The sequence below is a fragment of the Actinomyces sp. ICM39 genome, assembly GCF_000282935.1.
Taxonomy (GTDB): domain Bacteria; phylum Actinomycetota; class Actinomycetes; order Actinomycetales; family Actinomycetaceae; genus Pauljensenia; species Pauljensenia odontolytica_B.
This window is the reverse complement of sequence record NZ_ALCB01000118.1, coordinates 1-17819: the sequence shown is the minus strand read 5'-3', so window position 1 is coordinate 17819 and position 17819 is coordinate 1. Positions and strand designations below refer to the sequence as shown.

Below are 17819 nucleotides of genomic sequence, written 5' to 3'. Positions count from 1 at the left end.
GGTGGGCGGCGGCCCGCCCGCGAGATCGCCACACGCGAGCTTCGCTCGGAGTGCTCGATCTCGAGGCCCGCCCTAGCCCTGCCACCGCCCACCGGCGCCGCAGCCGCCTCCACCCCAGCAGGCCTCGCGCCGCCCTCCAGTCGGGCGGCCTCTTACCCACCGGCCCTGCCACCACCCACCGGCACCGCAGCCACTTCCACTCCAGCAGGCCTCGCGCCGCCCTCCAAGCGGACCGGCAAAGGGGCTTTTGCGCCATATGAAGCCTTCCACCGGCGTGTCGCCGGCGTGTCGGAGTCCTAATGACGCCATTCCCCCCGTTGCATGCGAGCTGGGCGGGACCGACAGCGCTCTCCCTCAGGTCAGCCATACGACGGACGCCGTGTTCTCCTCACAGAGCGACGCCATGACGAGTATGTGCGGATAGGTTATCTCAACGCGAATAGGTTATTTCGATCCGGATAGGTTAATAACCTATCCGGATGCGCCTAACCTATCCGTAACGTCACAACCTATCCACATGTCACACGTTCATCACTGATCCACGCCGCCCCCACCAGCGCCGTCGCTCGCGGGCGCACGGAGCGCCAACGCTCACACCCTCCTCAACACAACCAACTGGCAGCGAGTCGGGCGACGTGCACTCCGATGTTGCGGTGTCGTCATCGCCCTTCCTATCCGTTCAACAAACAGGTGTACCCGGTGGGACGGCCTCCCCACCGGGCACACGGACGTGAACTATTCGTTCTCAGGAGTAGTCCTTCTGGAACTTCAGTTCCAGTTCCTCCAGCGAGTGGAACTTCGTCTCGGGAACGACCTTCCAGTAGAAGAGGAACGAGAGGAAGTTAATGGCTGCGAAGATCGCGTACGTACCAGCGCCACCGACGGTCGCCATGAGCGGTGGGAAAACAACGGCTACGAGCGCGTTGGCAAGCCACAGAGTACCCACCGCAATACCGAGGGCAGTGCCACGGACAGCGGCCGGGTAGATCTCGGAGACGAGAACCCAGGACACCGTTCCGGACTGCTTGATAAACACGAAGATGCAGACGATGCCAAGAACGAGCCAGGGCGCGAAGGTCGGGGCACCGGAGATATTTCCCTCGCCATCCAAGTAGGGGCTGATAAAGACTGCAAACACGGCAGACAGCGCAGCCAGAGAAATCGTGATGCCGAGCTCTTGATACATACCCACGTGACGGCGAGCGAAGCGGGCGACGAGCCACAGGCCGACGGCAGAACCGATCGCGGAGATACCACCCGAGACGACGTTCAGGGTGATCGCGTCTTCCATGGGAACACCGGCGGCGTTGAGGATCTTCGGCGTGTAGTACATGGCCGTGTTGATGCCCGTCAGCTGGTCGGCGATACCCAGGACGATACCAATGTAGAGGAGCTTGCGTGCCCACTTGACCTTGAGGATCTGGGACAGCGACCACTTTTCCTGCTTGGACTCGGCGCGCTGGACATCGAGCATCTCGTTGAGCTCGCCGGCGACGTCATCCTTCTTTTCATCGCGTACACGCTTGAGGGAGCCAATGGCCTCGACGATGCGCAGATTAGCTGCGTACCAGCGCGAGGACTCGGGCACAGAGCGGATACCGATCCACAGGGCGATAGCGGGCAGCGAGCACAGGATGAGCATGTAGCGCCAGGTCAGACCATTGCCCGTGCCGGCGACATCCGCAATATTGACGGCGGCCTGGACGGTCTCCCACGCGACAGACGTGCCAGCGTGGCCGAGCACGTGCCCGGATGCATCCACGGCATCACCGGTCAAGGTGACAGTGGGACCACCCTGCATGTGAGCGATGACAGCGTTCATAGAGAAGGCCAGGAACTGGCCAAAGACGATCATCATCTGATCCGTCGCGACAAGGAAACCGCGCAGCCGCTTGGGAGCAGTTTCGCTGAGGAAGACAGGAACCGTCGCGGAAGCGCCACCAACCGCGAACCCAAGGATGATACGCGCCAGGTAGAGGACCCAGATGTTCGGGGCAATCGCGCAGCCGATGGCACCGAACAGGAAGATGATGGCGAGCAACGTGATGTTATGGCGGCGACCAAAGCGGTCGGAGAGGCGTCCGCCGAAGAACGCACCGGCGGCAGCACCGATGCACAGCAGGCCGCCGACCCAGCCTTCTTCGAAGGTGGTCATGTTCAGACCGCCAGCGCCTCCGGGCATGTACATGTATGGCAGGGCGCCAGCGACAACGCCGGTGTCATAGCCGAAGAGGAGAGAGCCCAGCGTCGCGATGGCGGCAATTGCGCCCAGGGAGCGCTTCGCACCGGAAGCGGGGGTCTTCTCGACGAGCTCGCGCACCCTGTCGGGCGTGTAGTCATCAATCGTTGGAGTGTGTGGCATATGGTTCTCCTCTGCACTTCCTCGTCGGAGCGATCCGGATGAACGAGACAGCACCTTTAGCATAATGCCGCGCCCGTGTACGCACCGCTTCCCGGCAGATATCAGACGGACGACGGTCGCACCCCTTGAGGATATCAAGGTCAAGGCGCCCGCAAACACCTCGTCGCCGGCGCACTCAAGCCCACACCTATGGCTGTATAGCACGGAGGGCAGGAACGGCGTCCCTACTCCTCCACTCAGGAAGCTGCCCCTTCAGGAGTTCAACGCCGTCGCGCCCGGTGTACTGGTTGGACAGGAAGCGAATGATCGCCAGTGCGACCGTCAGGCGCGCGGTTCCCTTGTAGTCTTCGTTGCTCGTGGGTAATCCTTTCGCGGCTTTCTTACATGTCCATGGGGAGGCGCCCTCTTCCAGGTGTACCCAGGTCGCGCGGATCCAGTGGTGGGCCGGGTTGTCGGGGGGCAAGCCACACGAGGTCCTCGTTCAGACCGGCCATGACGTTCAGGTAGTACATGTCGTAGCCGGGGGCTGCGACGCAGGGACCGAGGTAGCCGTGGCGCACGGGGGCAACATCGCCGTCGTAGACCTCGCAGCACACGTCGACGCGGACCTGGCTCTTGCGCTAGTAGGCGTCGTCTTCACAATATGCGCTGTTTTGGAGTGGAAAGATGTCGATGCCTGAACGCCCATTGTCATAATTTCGACATAGTGGCAGTCAAAGAACATGAGCGTGTCCTTCCCCTCCATCAGAGTAGCCCATTAAGCTGAGGATCCAAGGGCGCACTCGACAAACAATCGTCACGCTTTGTCCACACAATATGCAACAGAACATCGCCCCCCTCCAACATCAACACTGATACCATGTAACCATATTTAATTAACACGTCATTGCGCCGCACACGAAGGTTTGACATGTCGAAAGCATCGCCCACCTCGGAGAACACCCCCTACGTTCCAGACATCACGCTGGACCGTTCCTCCCCCGTGCCGCTGTACTTCCAGATTTCAGAACCCATCGCACAGCTCATCAACTCCGGCGCCCTGCCTGCGGACACGCGCCTGGAGGACGAACTGTCTATGGCTGCGCGACTGCATGTCTCCCGCCCCACGGCACGACAGGCGCTCCAGCGCCTCGTTGACCGCGGCCTCCTGACGCGCCGCCGCGGCGTCGGTACAATCGTGTCCCCGCGCCACGTTCACCGCCCCATGGAGCTCACCTCCCTCATGCGCGACCTTGTCAACGCCGGCCACAAGGTCCACACGACGATCCAGCGCTACGAGGCGCGCCCTGCCAACGCTCAGGAAGCCGACGTCCTCAAGATCACCGAGGGAACACTCATCGTCCACATTGAGCGCACGCGTTTTGCCAACGACGAGCCGATCGCCGTGCTTACCAACTTCATCCCGACGGACATCGCGCCGACCATGCAGGAGCTCGAGTCCGCCTCCCTCTACGACCTGATGCGCGAGCGCGGGGTCACCCTGGCCTCGGCCCGCCAGGTGATCGGCGCCCGCAGCGCGACAACAAAGGAAGCCAAGCTCCTGTCCGAGCACCGCGGCGCCGCCCTACTGACGACCCAGCGCACGACATACGACCCCTCGGGACGCATTGTCGAGTACGGCGACCACATCTACCGCGCATCGCGATACTCCTTCGAGGCTAGCCTTTTCGCCCAGTGACAGGGTATTGATACTTTGTCCTAATAAATCGTCGAAAGCCAGAAGCAGTCCCCGTAGACTTGTTGTTTGCCGCGAGAGTCGGAAGCAATTACGAAGAAGTGCTTACACCCCATGACACCGCCCACCACTTTGCTCTTACCTTAAATGACAATTGCGCAAATCTGATTACACGAGCAAAACTCGTAATTGTTCGGGGTGCATGATCATGGACGCAATACTTCCTTCAGCGCTTCGTCCAGGGATGCGGTGTCCTCCCCCAGCATGGCCTCAAGGCTCTCGAGCGTGTGGTGCGAGGGACCCGCCAGGAAGGCGACCATTGCACCCACCTCGGACGCGTCCACGCCCATGCGGGCGGCCCACGCACGCCGGTACAGGCGCAGCTGAGTCACGAAGTACGCGACCTTGTCCGGCTTGGTCGCCGCGCTCACCGGGCGTCCACTCTTCCAGTCGACGACCAGGTAGCGGGGACCGTCGCCGCTGACTCGCTCGAACACGGCGTCGATGCGCCCCTGGACGGACACTCCGCCCACCTCCACCGAGAAGGCCTCCTCGATCGCAACGGCCCGGTAGTCCGACAGCTCGTTCGCGACAAAGGCGCGGAAGTTCGCGCGCAGGCGCTCGAGACGCTCACGCTCACCATCCGTCAGCAGGGCCTCGTCCGCCGCGTCGTCGCCGCCGGCCAGAGCGGCATCCTCACCCGCACCCACCTCGTTGCCCGCGGTGATCTCCGAGGCCGGATCCGCGCTCGCGAGGTGAAGCTCGCGCTCCACCCACGCGTGAAACACCGTGCCCAGCGCGGAGAACGAGCTGGGGCGAGCCGGCATGGGTCGGCGCATATCTCGCGCGAACTCATCCGCGTCCTGCAGGAGGGCCGACACGGAGGTCGCGGGAACGCGCTCCGCCCACAGATCGAGGACGGGCGTCTGCCGGGACAGGTGGTATTCCTCGATGAGGGCGACCGTATCGCGCACCGCGGGGTCATCCCCCAGCTGCGCCAAGGCCTCGTAGACGTCCTGATCCTGAGGCATCGCGTCGATCTGCGCCTGCACTGCTGCAGCGGCAGCCGCAACGCGCTGACGCGAGGGACCCGGCTCCTGCGGGAAGGTCTCAAACACCCGCACAACCGCGCCCTGTTCACTACCTTCCTCGGCCTGGGGGACAGGCATCATCAAGCACCTGCCCTCCCCCACCGAGGACTTCACGGCGTGGTCACGCCACCGCCCGTTGGACCACATCTGCGGGTCTTCGATGGCACCGACCGTGCCCGACGAGGCGCCAGGCGTGTGCTCGAAGAGCTGGGCACTGGCATCCATCAGATAGCGCGACGGATGCGTCACCTTCTTATTGAACCCAGACGTCCAGGAGCCCACCAACAGCTGAGCGCTGCGCGCACGTGTCATGGCCACGTAGGCCAGGCGACGCTCCTCGCGCTCCGCGTGCTCCCCGAGGGAAGCACCGTACTCGCCCTCCAGCCACTGCTTGAAGGCAGTCGACGGATTCTTTGCCCCCTCAACGTCGAACTCAAAAGGCGGCAGATCTGCTCGATCCCCTCGCAACGGATGCGGCAACGAGCCGGCGTCGGTCACCCACGCCGTGTTCGCGGGAGGACCATCCGTCCACGGTCGACTCTTGCTCTTGTACAGGGGGAACGAGCCATCGGCCAGCCCAAACACCACAACCCCATCCCATTCAAGGCCCTTCGAGCCGTGGACGGTCAGGATCTGCACGGCGTTCGGGTCCGGCTCGCCCAGCGGAGCATCCAGTCCGTCCTCACGCTTCTCCGCCATGTCCAGATACGCCAGGAAAGACCCAAGGGACGCACCCGGAGTCTCTTGCTCGTAGGCTGCAGCCACAGAAATGAACTCATCGAGTGCGGCGCGGCCTCCCATCGACAGTGGGTCCGCAATCACGTCGTCCAAGGTGCCCATGATGAGGATCGCGCGCTCGACCTGCTCGGTGATCGAACGCCCCACCCCCTCACGGACCTGACGCAGTCGCTCAGCCAACAGGCGCACGCGGCGCACCGCCTCCTCGCTGATCGCAGGATGTCCCTCGGCCGCCCACCCGGGCTTCGGAGGGGAATCCACCGCATCCAAAAGGATCGCCTGATGAGGGTGAACACCCTCCTGACGTGCCAGGAAACGCGCCCAGTCACCCAGCGCCATCAGGTCGGCCGCACCCAGGTCAATGCCAGCCAGCAGACGAGCCAGCCACGGGGATGCCTCCACGTCGTATGCCAGTTCCAAGGCGGCGCGCACATCCTGCACGGCAGGCTGATCGAGCAGACCACCCAGGCCCACGATCTCCGTCGGGATCCCAGCCTCACGCAGGGCATCGTCGATCAACGGAAAGTCCCGACGCTGCCTGCTCAACACGGCGACGCTGCGCCGCTTGCCGTCCTTAACCGGTTGCGAGCGCACCCGCTGCACGAAATCGACCATCGCGCCGAGCGCCTCGTCGTAATCCTGCGTGAAAGCAATGTCGACGGCTCCGGGCCCCGCCCCACCCCGGGGAACCAGGACGGGGGACTGCGCCTTGAGCTCCTGCTTGCCCACCTGGAAGGAGGGCACCTCACGCAGGGGCGCCGCCACCCTATTCGCAGCGTCCAGGATCGACACGTCGTTACGCCAGGCAGTCGACAGGGTGAGGGTCTGACTCTCCTCCGCCTCACCCGTCTGGAACCGATCCAAGAAGGACTCAAGGGACGAGGCCGAGGCACCCCTCCAGCCGTAAATCGCCTGATTCGGGTCTCCCACTGCGGTGACCGCATGATCTGAGAAGAGCATCGACAGCAGTTCCATCTGGATCACCGAGGTGTCCTGGAACTCGTCGAGCAGGACCGCGCGGAATTCCTCGCGCAGGGACGCACGAACCGCCGGCGCCTCGCGCACGATACGCGTGGCCAGGACCAGCTGATCGGAAAAATCCAGGACGCCCATCTCGCGTTTCCGCTGCTGGAAGGCGGCGATCGGGCCCAAGAAGGCGATGCGACGCGAGTTCACATCCATGGCCTTGCGAGACTTCTCGTTCCCGCGCCCCACCTGCTCGAGCTCGCGCCCAAACTCCTCCAGGGCCTCGCGCGCACTCTCCACTGTATAGCCGTGCTCCGCAATTTCGCCCGCGAGGTGCAGGACCTTTCCAACGACGCCGGCCGGGGTGAGCTCATCATCCAGGTCGGTGGGCCACGACTCAACGATCTGCGTCATGAGGTCGATCGCCCCGGCCTCGGACAGCATCGAAAAATCCGGATCGAGGCCGATGCGCATACCGTGCTCGGAGACGATGCGCTCCGCGAAGGAGTTGTAGGTCAGCGCCACCGGGTCCTCGTCGAGGCGCTCACGCAGCTGGGGCATCTCGCGAGAGAGCAGTCGGATGCGCTCACGCAGGCGCTCCCCCAGCTCGCCGGCGGCCTTGCGCGTGAAGGTGAGGCCAAGGATCGATGACGGGGTCAGGTCCGGGTGGTTCGCCAGGAGCCAGAGGACCCGCATCGACATGGTCTCGGTCTTGCCCGACCCGGCGCCCGCGACGACGAGGAGCGGGCGGCGCGGAGCCTCGACCACACGCACCTGCTCGGGCGTCGGCGTCTTCGTCGCGTCGACGATTGCCTGGATCTGCAGGGCACCAAGATTCATCGCTCTGTCCTTGTCCACGTCACTCCACCACCTTGTGGCCGCGCTCGCGTGCCGGGCACAGCCGATCGAAACAACAGTACGCGCAGGCCGCATCCGAGGGACGCGCCTCAAAGTAGGGGCCTCGCGCGGACGCAGCGACCTCACGAACCTTGTTGCGCCACTGTGCAAGCGCCTCACCCTGCAGTGGCTTCTGATCGAACGTCTGAGGCTTCTTCTTCGTGCCGAGCAGCGCGATGCGAGCGCCCGCAACGTCCTCACCTGAGGCAAGAAGCGCCAGCTGGTAAGCCGCCAGCTGCGCGTTCTCGTCAACCTTTCGATACGGATCCGAATTGCTCCCCGTTTTGAGGTCCGTCACGCGCACGCCCTCATCAACGTACTCGATGCGGTCCATCCGGCCCCGGATAGTCACACCTTCAACCTGCGCCTCGACCTTCTGCTCGACGTCCACCCTGCCGGGAACGCCCACGAGGTATGACGCCAGGTTCTCAACGATGGCACGCGCACGACGATCCGAGTGCCGCCCCGCCCACGTGTCCAGGTTGTAACCCAGCTCCTCGATGCGAGCCTCGAGCGCCTCGGTGAGTTCCTCCGGCGTGCCGTGCGGGTGTTCCTCGGCGACGGCGTGAATAAGGGTGCCGAGGCTGGCTGCCGCGCTCGATGGGCCATCAGCTCCGACGGTGGTGAGAAACCAGCGCAGCGGGCACGCCAGCGCGCGCTCGAATTGCGAGGGAGACAGCGTGAGCTCACCCGCGTATTCCTCGTCAGTCGTGGGCGTACCGCCCGCGCCCAGCCACCGCTGCGGCTGCGCGGAGAGCACGTCTTCGCGCGCCATCAGGGCCAGCAGGGTGGCGGCGAGCTGCGCGTCTGCCGGGTTATCGGGGCTGGCCGCGCGCGCCCGCAGGTCCGCGATGTGCCCAGATAGGGACAGAGGCGCGTCCACCTGGTCTACCGGCACAATGTCGTTCTCTCGAGGCGTGCCTGCCAAACGCGCCACCAGATCAAAAAACACCGAAGGCGCGGCATCCTCCGAGCGCACCGCGCCGGCATGCACGACGCACCGCGCGCGCGTCAGGGCCGCGACGAAGAGGCGGTATTCGTCGTCCAGCACCGCGCGCCGGGCCTGGCGCGTCGAGTCGATGAGTTCCTCTCGCCCATCCTCGCCCACGGCGACGCGGCCTGCACCCACGTCTGCGAGCAGGTCGGCGCGCAGGATCCGATCGCGCAGGCGCAGGTTCGGCCAGGCCCCATCCTGCAGGCCAGCGAGGACGACGACCTGCCAGTGGCGCCCCATCGCCTGCGCGGGGGTAAGTACTTCGACACCGCCCGGGCGCACGCCCACGCGCGAAATCGTGTCAATAGGGACCGAGCCAGCCAGCAGCTCGGAGGCGAAGCGTACGGCCGAGCCGGCGGGGTTTCGCTGCTCCCACACGTCGGCAACGCGCAGGAGGGCCACGACGGCGTCGAGTTGGTCGTCGTACCAGCCCGACGAGTCGTCCGATGCGATGGCCCGCGAGCGCCACTCGCCCGCCACCCCGGATGCCTCCCAGAGCGACCACAGGCGTTCCTGGGGGCGAGCGCTCCCATTCATCCCCAGCTCCCACAGGCGCACGGCCGTCTCGAGCGGACGTGCGAGCATTGCGGCGGCGCGAGCGCGCTTGCCGCCCGTCTGTTCAGCCTGCTCCAGGTCGGGCCGCCAGGTCTGCGGGTCACTGACGAGGTCGGCCATCGTCAGAGGAATCGGCGCGGCCTCGTCGCCCGCCTCCTCGGCGGCCTGGGCACGCGCGGCGTTCAGGCGGCGCAGCAGCCGGTGGACCGCGAGCGCGTCGGCGCGCACGAGGGGCGACGGCAGGAGGCGCTCGGCGAGTTCGCGGCGCACGGCCACATCCGTGTCGCTCTGGCCCGTCGGCATGGTCACGAGATCCAGGAGCAGGCGCGTGGTCGGCTGTGTTGCAAAGTCGAAGGCGCGACTGCCTCCCGCGACGGGCACGCCGCCGCGCTCCAGGTAGCGGCGTGTTTCGGCGACCATCGACGCACTGCGCACGATGACGACCTGATCCGAAAAGTCAATGCCGTCGTGCAGGTGGTGGGACCTGAGGGCGCGCGCGATGAGCGCGCCCATCTGCGAGGGCGTCGCACCCAGGTGCGTGAACAGACGTCCCTGGGAGGCATCGTCTGCGACGTCGGCCTCGCGCCGGGCGGGCGATCCGGACTGTGCGATGCGCGCGCATGCCTGGCGCGCCAGCTCCCGCACGGCGCGGGACATGTCGTAGACCTGGCCCAGCTCAGCGATCTCGACACCAAGAGCACTAGCAAGCCTGCGGTCCAGGTGCGGCTCGCCGCCGCGATATCCGGCCACGGCCACATCGGAATCCGAGAAAGCGACGATCCGCGCGCCCGCGTCGCGGCAGGCTTCCAGCAACCTCAGCGTCGAAGGCGTGCAATCCTGCAGGTCATCGACGATCACCACATCGGGCACCGGGCACGGCGCCTGCACACCGCGCTTCGGCGCGTCCTGCTCCCATGCGTCAATCAGGTCGGCCGCGAGCGCCTGGATACGCGACAGGTCCACGCGCAGGGTGCGCGGATACTCCGGGGAACGCTCGGGCCCCTCCTCCAGCGCGGCGACTATCGCGCCCGCACCCTGCCACTCCGGACGGCCAAACCGGACCCCGGCCTCGGACAACTCGGCCGCGTCCATCCCAGCCTCGCCCGCGCGGGCCACGAGGTTACGCAGCTCAGCGCGGAACGCCGGCATCGCGCGCATCTGCGGGCCAATGTCCTCGGGCCACGGGGCCTCCACGGACTCCAGGGCCTCGGCGAGCATCTGGTCCTGGGCCGCGCCCGTCACCAGCTCGACCCCCTCCAACGGCACGTCGCGCTGGGTGCGCCACGTGGCCACCACCTGATAGGCGAAGGAGGCGGGCGTGCGCACCGGGCGAACCACATCCAGGCCAAGCGCCTGCGCGCGCGGAGTCAGCACGTCGGCGCGCGTGCGATCGGGAGCAAGAATCAGCGCGGAGCGGCCCTGGGAGGCCGCCTGCTCGAACACCGCCAGGGCACACGTCGAGCGGCCCGACGACGGCGCACCACGCGCAATCACGTCGCCCGAACGCGCCGCGTCCACGACCGCACGCTGGCGTGCGTTCAGCTCCGGCAGACGCCACCAATCGGCACTGCGGCTGCGCAACCTGACCTGAATTTCGCTCATAACGCAATACTCGCAGACCCCACCCACATCTGCGGCACATATGATGGCCATGACGATATTTACCAGCTAGGAGTCATCATGGAGATCTTCATCGGCATCCGCGGCAACACGCGCCAGCTCGGCTTCGACATCGACATGAGCGAAGACGAGCTCATGGCCAAGGTCAACGAGGCCCTTGCCTCCGCCCACGGCGTCCTCGACCTCACCGACACCAAGGGCCAGCGCACCCTCGTGCCCGCCCACGCCCTCGCATACGTGCAGATCGCCGCCAAGACCGAGCGCCGCGTCGGCTTCGCGATCCACTGATTCGCGCCCAGACGAACGAGGCCGGGGAACCCGAGCGGACACCATACCGCCCGAGGAACCCCGGCCTCGTCTATACCCTGTGGCCTCAGGCCTTCAGGTGAATGTCCTTCATGCGCTCCCCGTGGCGCTTAATCACGTACTCCGTGATCTCATCGACGTTCTCCGGGGACGCAGCCAGCGACGGGTAGGTGAACAGCGTCGCGCGCACCAGGCCGAGGGCCTCGCCCGCCACGCGTCGACCCCACAGGGACAGGCGCGCCGACAGCTGCTCGTCCGCCTCGATCTGCGGGCCCAGGTGTGCGCGCACCCAGTGCCCCTGCTCGAAGGGCCACACGTCCTCGATCCCCTCAAACAGACCGTGCACCTGCGCGACGCGAATCAGCATGTCGCCCAGCATGCCGCGGGTAATGAACGTCTTGACAGCGCGCTCCGCGAACGTCGTCGGACGCGTGCGCGCATCCAGATCGTCGTACGCGCCCGAGAACGCATCACCAGCCGCCAGCAGATCAAAGCCGCGGTGCTCACTCCACAGCTCCAGCTGCTGGTAGAGCTTGAAGCAGCGCGCCGCCATGCGCGCATGCTCCACGTGGGCCTCGAACGTGGGGGCCTGCTCGCCGTCCTTCGCCAGGCGCGTCATGAACGCGAGCGACGAATAGGCGAGAATACCAAGGACTTCGGCGTCGTCGGCGGGGACGGATTCAAACTCGTGTGCCATGACTCCAGCATAGTGCCTGACAAGCTCCACGGCCCGCCGCATGGGACCCTGTTCTTCCCGATTAGTGCCTGTCTCTGTGACCAGCCCCTCCCCCGCGAACTCCTCACACACCATTACACTGAAAGGTGACCACCGGAAGACCGGTCGCATTCTTGAGACATAACACGTACGCGCGGACGAGAATCCCCGCGCCAGATAATGCGCGATCGGCACCGACCCCAACCCCGGAAAAGCCCGGGAGACAAGGTAGATCGTGACCAACACGAGCACTGAGGCAACTGTGCCCACCACCGACGTTGACACCACCGAGAAGGCCACCCCGGCCTCGTCCGTCGAATACTCCGCAGGCGTCGTCCGCCTCGGCAACATCAAGCCCGCAGCCCCCGAGGTCGAAGAAGCCACCCCGGACATTTCCGGCAAGGGCGAGGATCTCGACAAGAAGTCCTTCGCCGACTTCGGCGTCACCGACCCGATCGTCGACGCCCTCGAAGACAAGGGCATCACGCACCCCTTCCCGATCCAGGCCCTCACCCTCGGCCCCGCGCTGGACCGCCACGACATCATCGGCCAGGCCAAGACCGGCACCGGCAAGACCCTCGGCTTCGGCATCCCCGTCCTCGAGGACGTCATCGCGCCCGACGAAGAGGGCTACGAGGACCTCCTCAACCCGAACAAGCCGCAGGCGCTCATTATCCTGCCGACCCGCGAACTCACCAAGCAGGTCGCCCAGGACCTGCGCGAAGCCGCCAAGTACCTGTCGACCCGCATCGTTGAGATCTACGGCGGCGTCGCCTTCGAACCCCAGATCGAGGCTCTCGAGCGTGGCGCCGACATCGTCGTGGGCACGCCCGGCCGCCTCATCGACCTGCTGCGCAAGGGCCACCTGCACCTGTCCGGCGTCGAGACCGTCGTCCTCGACGAGGCCGACGAAATGCTCGACCTGGGCTTCCTGCCCGACGTCGAGACGCTGCTCAGCCGCGTCCCCGAGAACCGCCACACCATGCTGTTCTCCGCCACCATGCCCGGCCCCGTCGTGGCCCTCGCCCGCCGCTTCATGGTCCAGCCCACCCACATCCGTGCACAGGACCCCGACGACCAGAACCAGACCGTCAACACGGTCAAGCAGGTCATCTACCGCGTTCACGCCATGAACAAGGTCGAGGTCGTCGCCCGCATCCTCCAGGCGGAGGGCCGCGGCCGCACCGTCATCTTCTGCCGTACCAAGCGCACCGCCGCCCGCCTCGGCGAGGACCTGACCGCCCGCGGTTTCGCGGTCGGCTCGCTGCACGGCGACCTGGGCCAGGGCGCCCGCGAGCAGGCCCTGCGCGCCTTCCGTAACGGCAAGGTCGACGTCCTGGTCGCCACCGACGTCGCCGCGCGAGGCATCGACGTCGACGACGTCACGCACGTCATCAACTACCAGTGCCCCGAAGACGAGAAGATCTACATCCACCGCATCGGCCGCACGGGCCGCGCCGGTAACTCGGGCACGGCCGTCACCTTCGTCGACTGGGACGACACGCCGCGCTGGTCGCTGATCTCCAAGGCCCTGGGCCTGGGTGTGCCGGATCCGCTCGAGACCTACCACACCTCTCCCCACCTGTTCACCGACCTGGATATCCCGGAGGGCACGACCGGTCGTCTGCCGCGCGCCAAGCGCACGCGCGCGGGCCTGGACGCCGAGGTCCTCGAGGACCTGGGCGGTTCCGCTCCCCGCTCCGAGGGACGAGGCCGTGGCGGCTCGCGTTCGGGTTCCGGTGGCTCGCGTGGTGGCTCACGTGGTGGCCGCGGTCGTTCGTCGCGTGGTGGTTCAGCTGCTTCCTCCGACGCGTCGCGTTCGCGCGGGTCGCGTCGCGGCTCCCAGGACGGCGATCGCACGCTGAACGCCGGCAAGGGCGGCCGCTCCGACCGCGGCACGCGTGGCCGTGGCCGCGGCGAGCACTCGCAGCATGCGGGTGAGGCATCTGAGGGCGCACCCCGCGCCCGCAAGCGCATCCGCCGCCGCAAGGGCGGCGAGTGAGGCTGTAAGCGTCGCACTGATACGACATGAGGAGGGGTCCGAGCCGCAAGGCTTGGGCCCCTCCGCTGTTTGCGACCTCAGGGTACGGCAAGATTCAACCTGATCGGGAACATTCAACCCGTTAGGGAAGATTCAACCAGATCAGAAGGGGTTGAATCTTCCCGATCGGGTGTAACACCTCATCGGTTACAAGCTTGTACGCGGGTTTCCTCGCTGACACTGCACATGCCGGCGTCCAACTGGGCCCGGCCAGGCAGCGCTGCACCCGATCCGTCGCGCTGCACCCGATCCGTCGCAGTGCACCCGATCAGAAGGGGTGTAATGCCTACGGATCGGGTGCACCACCTCATCACTAACAAGCTTGCGCGCGGGTTTCCACGCTAACACTGCACATGCCGGCGTCCAACAGGCCCTGGCCAGGCAGCGCTGCACTAGATACAGCAGCGATGCACTAGATAGGAGAGCATTGCACTGACTGCTATCCAGTGCAATGCTGCGCTAACTAGTGCAATGCCACCCAGCCACCAGCCCCGTCGTGGCACTGGGCGACGCCTACGACCCCCACCGACGCTCAACAGGCCCAGGCCATGCAGTGCTGCACCACTTAGGGAGCATTACACCAGTTAGGGAGCATTACACCACCTCCGAGCCGGTGTAATACCCCTCTAAGTGGTGTAACACCACTTAGCAACAAGTACACACGCGGCGGCACTGCCCCATCGGCAAGCCCAAACGCCAGGCGCCAGTCTAACCGCCCCAGCTCACTCCCCCTCGGACACCCCACCCCCGTGCTTCGCGCGCTCCGTGAGGACGCGCTCGACGACGCGCGGCAGGCGGGTGGGGGTGTCGCGGTGGCGGCTCATGGTGAGGAACAGGCGGATGCGGGTCAGGGGCGAAACGCGCACGGATTCAGGCCAGCGCGTGGCCACGTACTGCACGGCGTCGGCGACCTCGAGACGCCGCGTCGAGTTGCCGACGCGCACCCACAGCTCGGCCTCGCCCTTACCCTTGGGGCCCTTCAGGTACACGGGGCGCGTGGACGGCGGGATGGTCACCCGACACACCTCCTGGCGCTCGTAGCCCTCCTGGGGGTCCGAGGCCTCGGCGAAGTCGAGGAGGGGCAGCGCGGCCGCGTTGGTGCCCAGGCGCTGGCCCCACAGGTCGCGGATCCACAGCTCGAAGCGGTCGGCGTCCGGGGTCTTGAGGGTCGCGTAGTCGGGCCCGAGTCCGATGAGGCGCCCGTCGTCGTCCACGCCGATGAGGAGAGTACCGCCTCCGGAGTTCATGAACGCGGCGACCGTCTTCGCGATGACGGTCTCCATGGCGTCGTCGCGCTTGCCGGCCCGCATGTTCCAGCGGGCGCTGGACTTGAATTCGAGGGAGTCGGATTCGCCGCGCTTGGCGACCTCGGCGATGGGCTCGAGGCCGGGCCGCGGATGCAGGTACGCGACGATTAGGGAGACGATGACGACCACGACGAGGGCCACCGCCGCGGCCACACCGATCATCGCGGGGCGCCACATGTCGGAAGACGAGAAGATCCAGCCCGCGACCAGCAGGCCACCCCACAGGCCCCCGAGGCCGGTGAGGGTCGCCGAGGCCGTGGACATCGTCATGCGCGAGGCCAGGAGGCGTCGCACGACCATGCCGATCACCCAGGCGATCACGAGCAGCATGACCTGAATGCCAATCCAGCGCAGCAGGTCGGGATTCTGGGGTGTGGCCCCAAAGCGGGGTCCCTCAGCGGTCATGAGTGCTCCTCACACAACAAGTCGGCGGCGGGATCGGATGCAACAACCCTATCCCACCGCCGACAGCCCCTCAGCGCATGATGCTCTCAGCGCAAGGACGTGTGCTTCTCGATCGAGCGGGAGGCCCACAGGCCCAGGATCAGGGCGAACAGGGGCACGAGGACATAGGAGCCGATGCCGATGACGTTCGGGTGGCCGTCGGTTCCCATCGTTGCCCGGTACGAGGTCCACATGATCTCTGTGGAGAAGTGGCCATCAGTCGTGACGGACAGCGGAAGGAAGAACGTACCAACCGTGGAAAGCACCTGGTTCACGATGTACAGCAGGACGAAACCGATGATGGGGGCGCCGAATCCGAGGTGGTTGAAGCGTCCTTCAGCGCCGATCGTCATAGCAGCGCAGGCCTGCACGACCCAGGACAACGACAGGATGACCTGAACGGCGATCATGAGGACCACGGTGGAGGTGGGAACTCCGGCCACGAGCGAACGCGGTCCAGCGGTGTACTCCGCGAGGCTAATGCCGTCGCTCCACGCGGCGGCCGAAGCGACGGCGAGGATTCCGCCGACGGCCAGGGCGAGGGCCAGGAGGCACTCAATCATGATGCGGGTGTTCTTCGCCCAGAAGACGACCTTTCCGGAGATCGGCAGGCTCATGGTGAAGTAGCCGCGCTGCCCGTACAGAGTCTTCCAGTAGTCGGCCATCGCCGCGATCGCGCAGGCGACCGGCGTGAGCGCACACAGGGCGTAGGCGAGCACCGCGGTGGAGCCGCTGATCCCCGGCAGCCCCGCGGCGACGATTCCCGACGCGACGGCAATAGTGACGATGAACGCCCCGAAGGAACGCCCGTCCGCGACGGCGCGCGACCGGATTTCGTAGGCAAGCAGTTTGGTGAACATCAGCGGTACTCCTTCCGGAAGATGGCGTCGAGGGAATCGCCGTGGGAGGCGCGCAGGTCGTCGGCGTCTCCCTGCAGGAGGACCTGTCCGTCCTGCATGAAGAGCGCATAGTCGACGAAGTGTTCGATGTCGGAGATGAGGTGTGTGGACATGATGAGGAGGGATGAGGGGTCGAACTCGCGCAGGATGCCCTCGAGGATCACGTCGCGCGTCGCCGGGTCGACGCCGCTGATGGGTTCGTCGAGCAGGTAGACGCGGGCGCGCCGGGACATGATGAGGCTGATCTGGAGCTTCTCCCCCATGCCCTTGCTCATCTCGCCGAGGCGGCGGTCGGTTGGCAGTCCGAAGAAGTCGACCATCGAGGAGGCCTTGTCGGCATCGAAGTCGGCGAAGAACGTGGAGTAGACGCGGATGGCGTCCGCAGCGGTCCAGTCGGTGTTCAGGAAGTCGGCGTCGGGCAGGTAGGAGACGATCGCCTTGGTGGCGACGCCGGGCGCATGCCCGTCGATGGTCACGGTTCCCTCGTAGTCGGAGAGGACTCCGGCGAGGATCTTGAGCAGCGTGGTCTTGCCGCAGCCGTTGGGGCCCATGAGGCCGACGATGTGCCCGGAGTCCAGGCTCAGGTTGTAGTCGCGCAGGGCGGGGGTCGAGCGGTAGCTCTTCGTCAGGCCGGTGACCTGGACGAGGCCGGGGCCGGCCACGCTCGCGCCTGTGGGTTGGGTGGTCATGAGAGTATTTCCTCCTGGTTTACAGGTCCGCGTTCCAGCGTTCATCGACGAGGCCGTGGGCACCTTCAACATCAACGCCGAGGGCTCGGCAGGCGCGGATGAACGCGTCGGCCGCGGCGCGTGCATCCTCCTGGCGGAGGGTATGCAGTGCAGAGTCGTCGGTGGCGACGAATCGTCCGGCCGTCCGTTTGGAGACGGTGAGGCCTTCGTCGTCGAGGGCGGCGAGGGCTCGCTGGACGGTGTTGGGGTTGGTGCCGGCCTCGATGGCGAGGTCGCGGACGGAGGGGATCTTCTGGCCAGGCTTCCACGTGCCGTCGGTGATACGGGCGCGGAAGTTGTCGGCCAGCTGGATCCAGATGGGGCGGGCGTCATCAAAGCGCATTGATGCATCCCTCCTGTCTTACTGTATTAATACACTAATACAATGACACAGATGCCTAACTGTGTCAACCCACTAATACAGTTGGGCCACATACCGATACAACCACACGTCTTCACACAGCAAGAGAGGCCCGGAACC

The 17819-nt window shown here is 65.9% G+C and carries 11 protein-coding genes and 1 pseudogene; 3 read left to right on the top strand and 9 right to left on the bottom strand.

Annotated features, from left to right (window positions below; genetic code table 11):
• Positions 1–745: 745 nt before the first annotated feature.
• The gene (locus HMPREF1137_RS08005; RefSeq protein WP_009054080.1) at positions 746–2362 is read right to left on the bottom strand and encodes an MFS transporter; all 1617 of its coding nucleotides are present in this window, start codon (positions 2360–2362) and stop codon (positions 746–748) included.
• Between the two features lie 418 nt (positions 2363–2780).
• Positions 2781–2964: pseudogene (locus HMPREF1137_RS09785) on the bottom strand (5-deoxy-glucuronate isomerase); the annotation flags it as partial.
• 308 nt (positions 2965–3272) lie between these two features.
• On the opposite strand from HMPREF1137_RS09785, the gene HMPREF1137_RS07995 reads away from it, so the two are divergent.
• Positions 3273–4040 (top strand): GntR family transcriptional regulator, encoded by a 768-nt coding sequence (locus HMPREF1137_RS07995; protein WP_009054075.1) that lies wholly within the window; start codon positions 3273–3275, stop codon positions 4038–4040.
• Between the two features lie 203 nt (positions 4041–4243).
• Here the strand turns inward: HMPREF1137_RS07995 and HMPREF1137_RS07990 are convergent, their stop codons facing one another.
• Both HMPREF1137_RS07990 and HMPREF1137_RS07985 read right to left on the bottom strand, forming a co-directional pair.
• Positions 4244–7672, bottom strand: a complete 3429-nt coding sequence (locus HMPREF1137_RS07990; protein WP_034497423.1) for an ATP-dependent helicase — start codon at positions 7670–7672, stop codon at positions 4244–4246.
• Between the two features lie 19 nt (positions 7673–7691).
• Entirely contained in the window at positions 7692–10880 is a 3189-nt protein-coding gene (locus tag HMPREF1137_RS07985) for a UrvD/REP family ATP-dependent DNA helicase (protein ID WP_009054097.1), read from the bottom strand.
• A 78-nt stretch (positions 10881–10958) separates the two neighbouring features.
• On the opposite strand from HMPREF1137_RS07985, the gene HMPREF1137_RS07980 reads away from it, so the two are divergent.
• Positions 10959–11186, top strand: a complete 228-nt coding sequence (locus HMPREF1137_RS07980; RefSeq protein ID WP_009054085.1) for a DUF3107 domain-containing protein — start codon at positions 10959–10961, stop codon at positions 11184–11186.
• A gap of 85 nt (positions 11187–11271) precedes the next feature.
• On the opposite strand, the gene HMPREF1137_RS07975 is transcribed toward HMPREF1137_RS07980, so the two are convergent.
• Positions 11272–11901, bottom strand: coding sequence for a ferritin-like fold-containing protein (locus HMPREF1137_RS07975; RefSeq protein WP_009054087.1), 630 nt, complete (start codon positions 11899–11901; stop codon positions 11272–11274).
• A gap of 253 nt (positions 11902–12154) precedes the next feature.
• Between HMPREF1137_RS07975 and HMPREF1137_RS07970 the strand changes: the two genes are divergently transcribed.
• Positions 12155–13921, top strand: a complete 1767-nt coding sequence (locus HMPREF1137_RS07970) for a DEAD/DEAH box helicase (RefSeq protein WP_009054095.1) — start codon at positions 12155–12157, stop codon at positions 13919–13921.
• Between the two features lie 761 nt (positions 13922–14682).
• On the opposite strand, the gene HMPREF1137_RS07965 is transcribed toward HMPREF1137_RS07970, so the two are convergent.
• From HMPREF1137_RS07965 to HMPREF1137_RS07950, 4 genes are all read right to left on the bottom strand, one after another.
• Positions 14683–15672, bottom strand: a complete 990-nt coding sequence (locus tag HMPREF1137_RS07965) for an AlbA family DNA-binding domain-containing protein (protein ID WP_009054073.1) — start codon at positions 15670–15672, stop codon at positions 14683–14685.
• An 86-nt stretch (positions 15673–15758) separates the two neighbouring features.
• Positions 15759–16571 (bottom strand): hypothetical protein, encoded by an 813-nt coding sequence (locus HMPREF1137_RS07960; protein ID WP_009054078.1) that lies wholly within the window; start codon positions 16569–16571, stop codon positions 15759–15761.
• Positions 16571–17299 carry an ABC transporter ATP-binding protein gene (locus HMPREF1137_RS07955; protein WP_009054093.1) on the bottom strand — a complete coding sequence of 243 codons (729 nt, stop codon included), beginning with the start codon at positions 17297–17299 and terminating at the stop codon, positions 16571–16573. The genes HMPREF1137_RS07960 and HMPREF1137_RS07955 overlap by 1 nt, the downstream gene beginning before the upstream one ends.
• A gap of 19 nt (positions 17300–17318) precedes the next feature.
• On the bottom strand, positions 17319–17681 hold the full coding sequence (locus HMPREF1137_RS07950; protein ID WP_009054091.1) for a GntR family transcriptional regulator: 363 nt from the start codon (positions 17679–17681) through the stop codon (positions 17319–17321).
• Between the last annotated feature and the right edge of the window lie 138 nt (positions 17682–17819).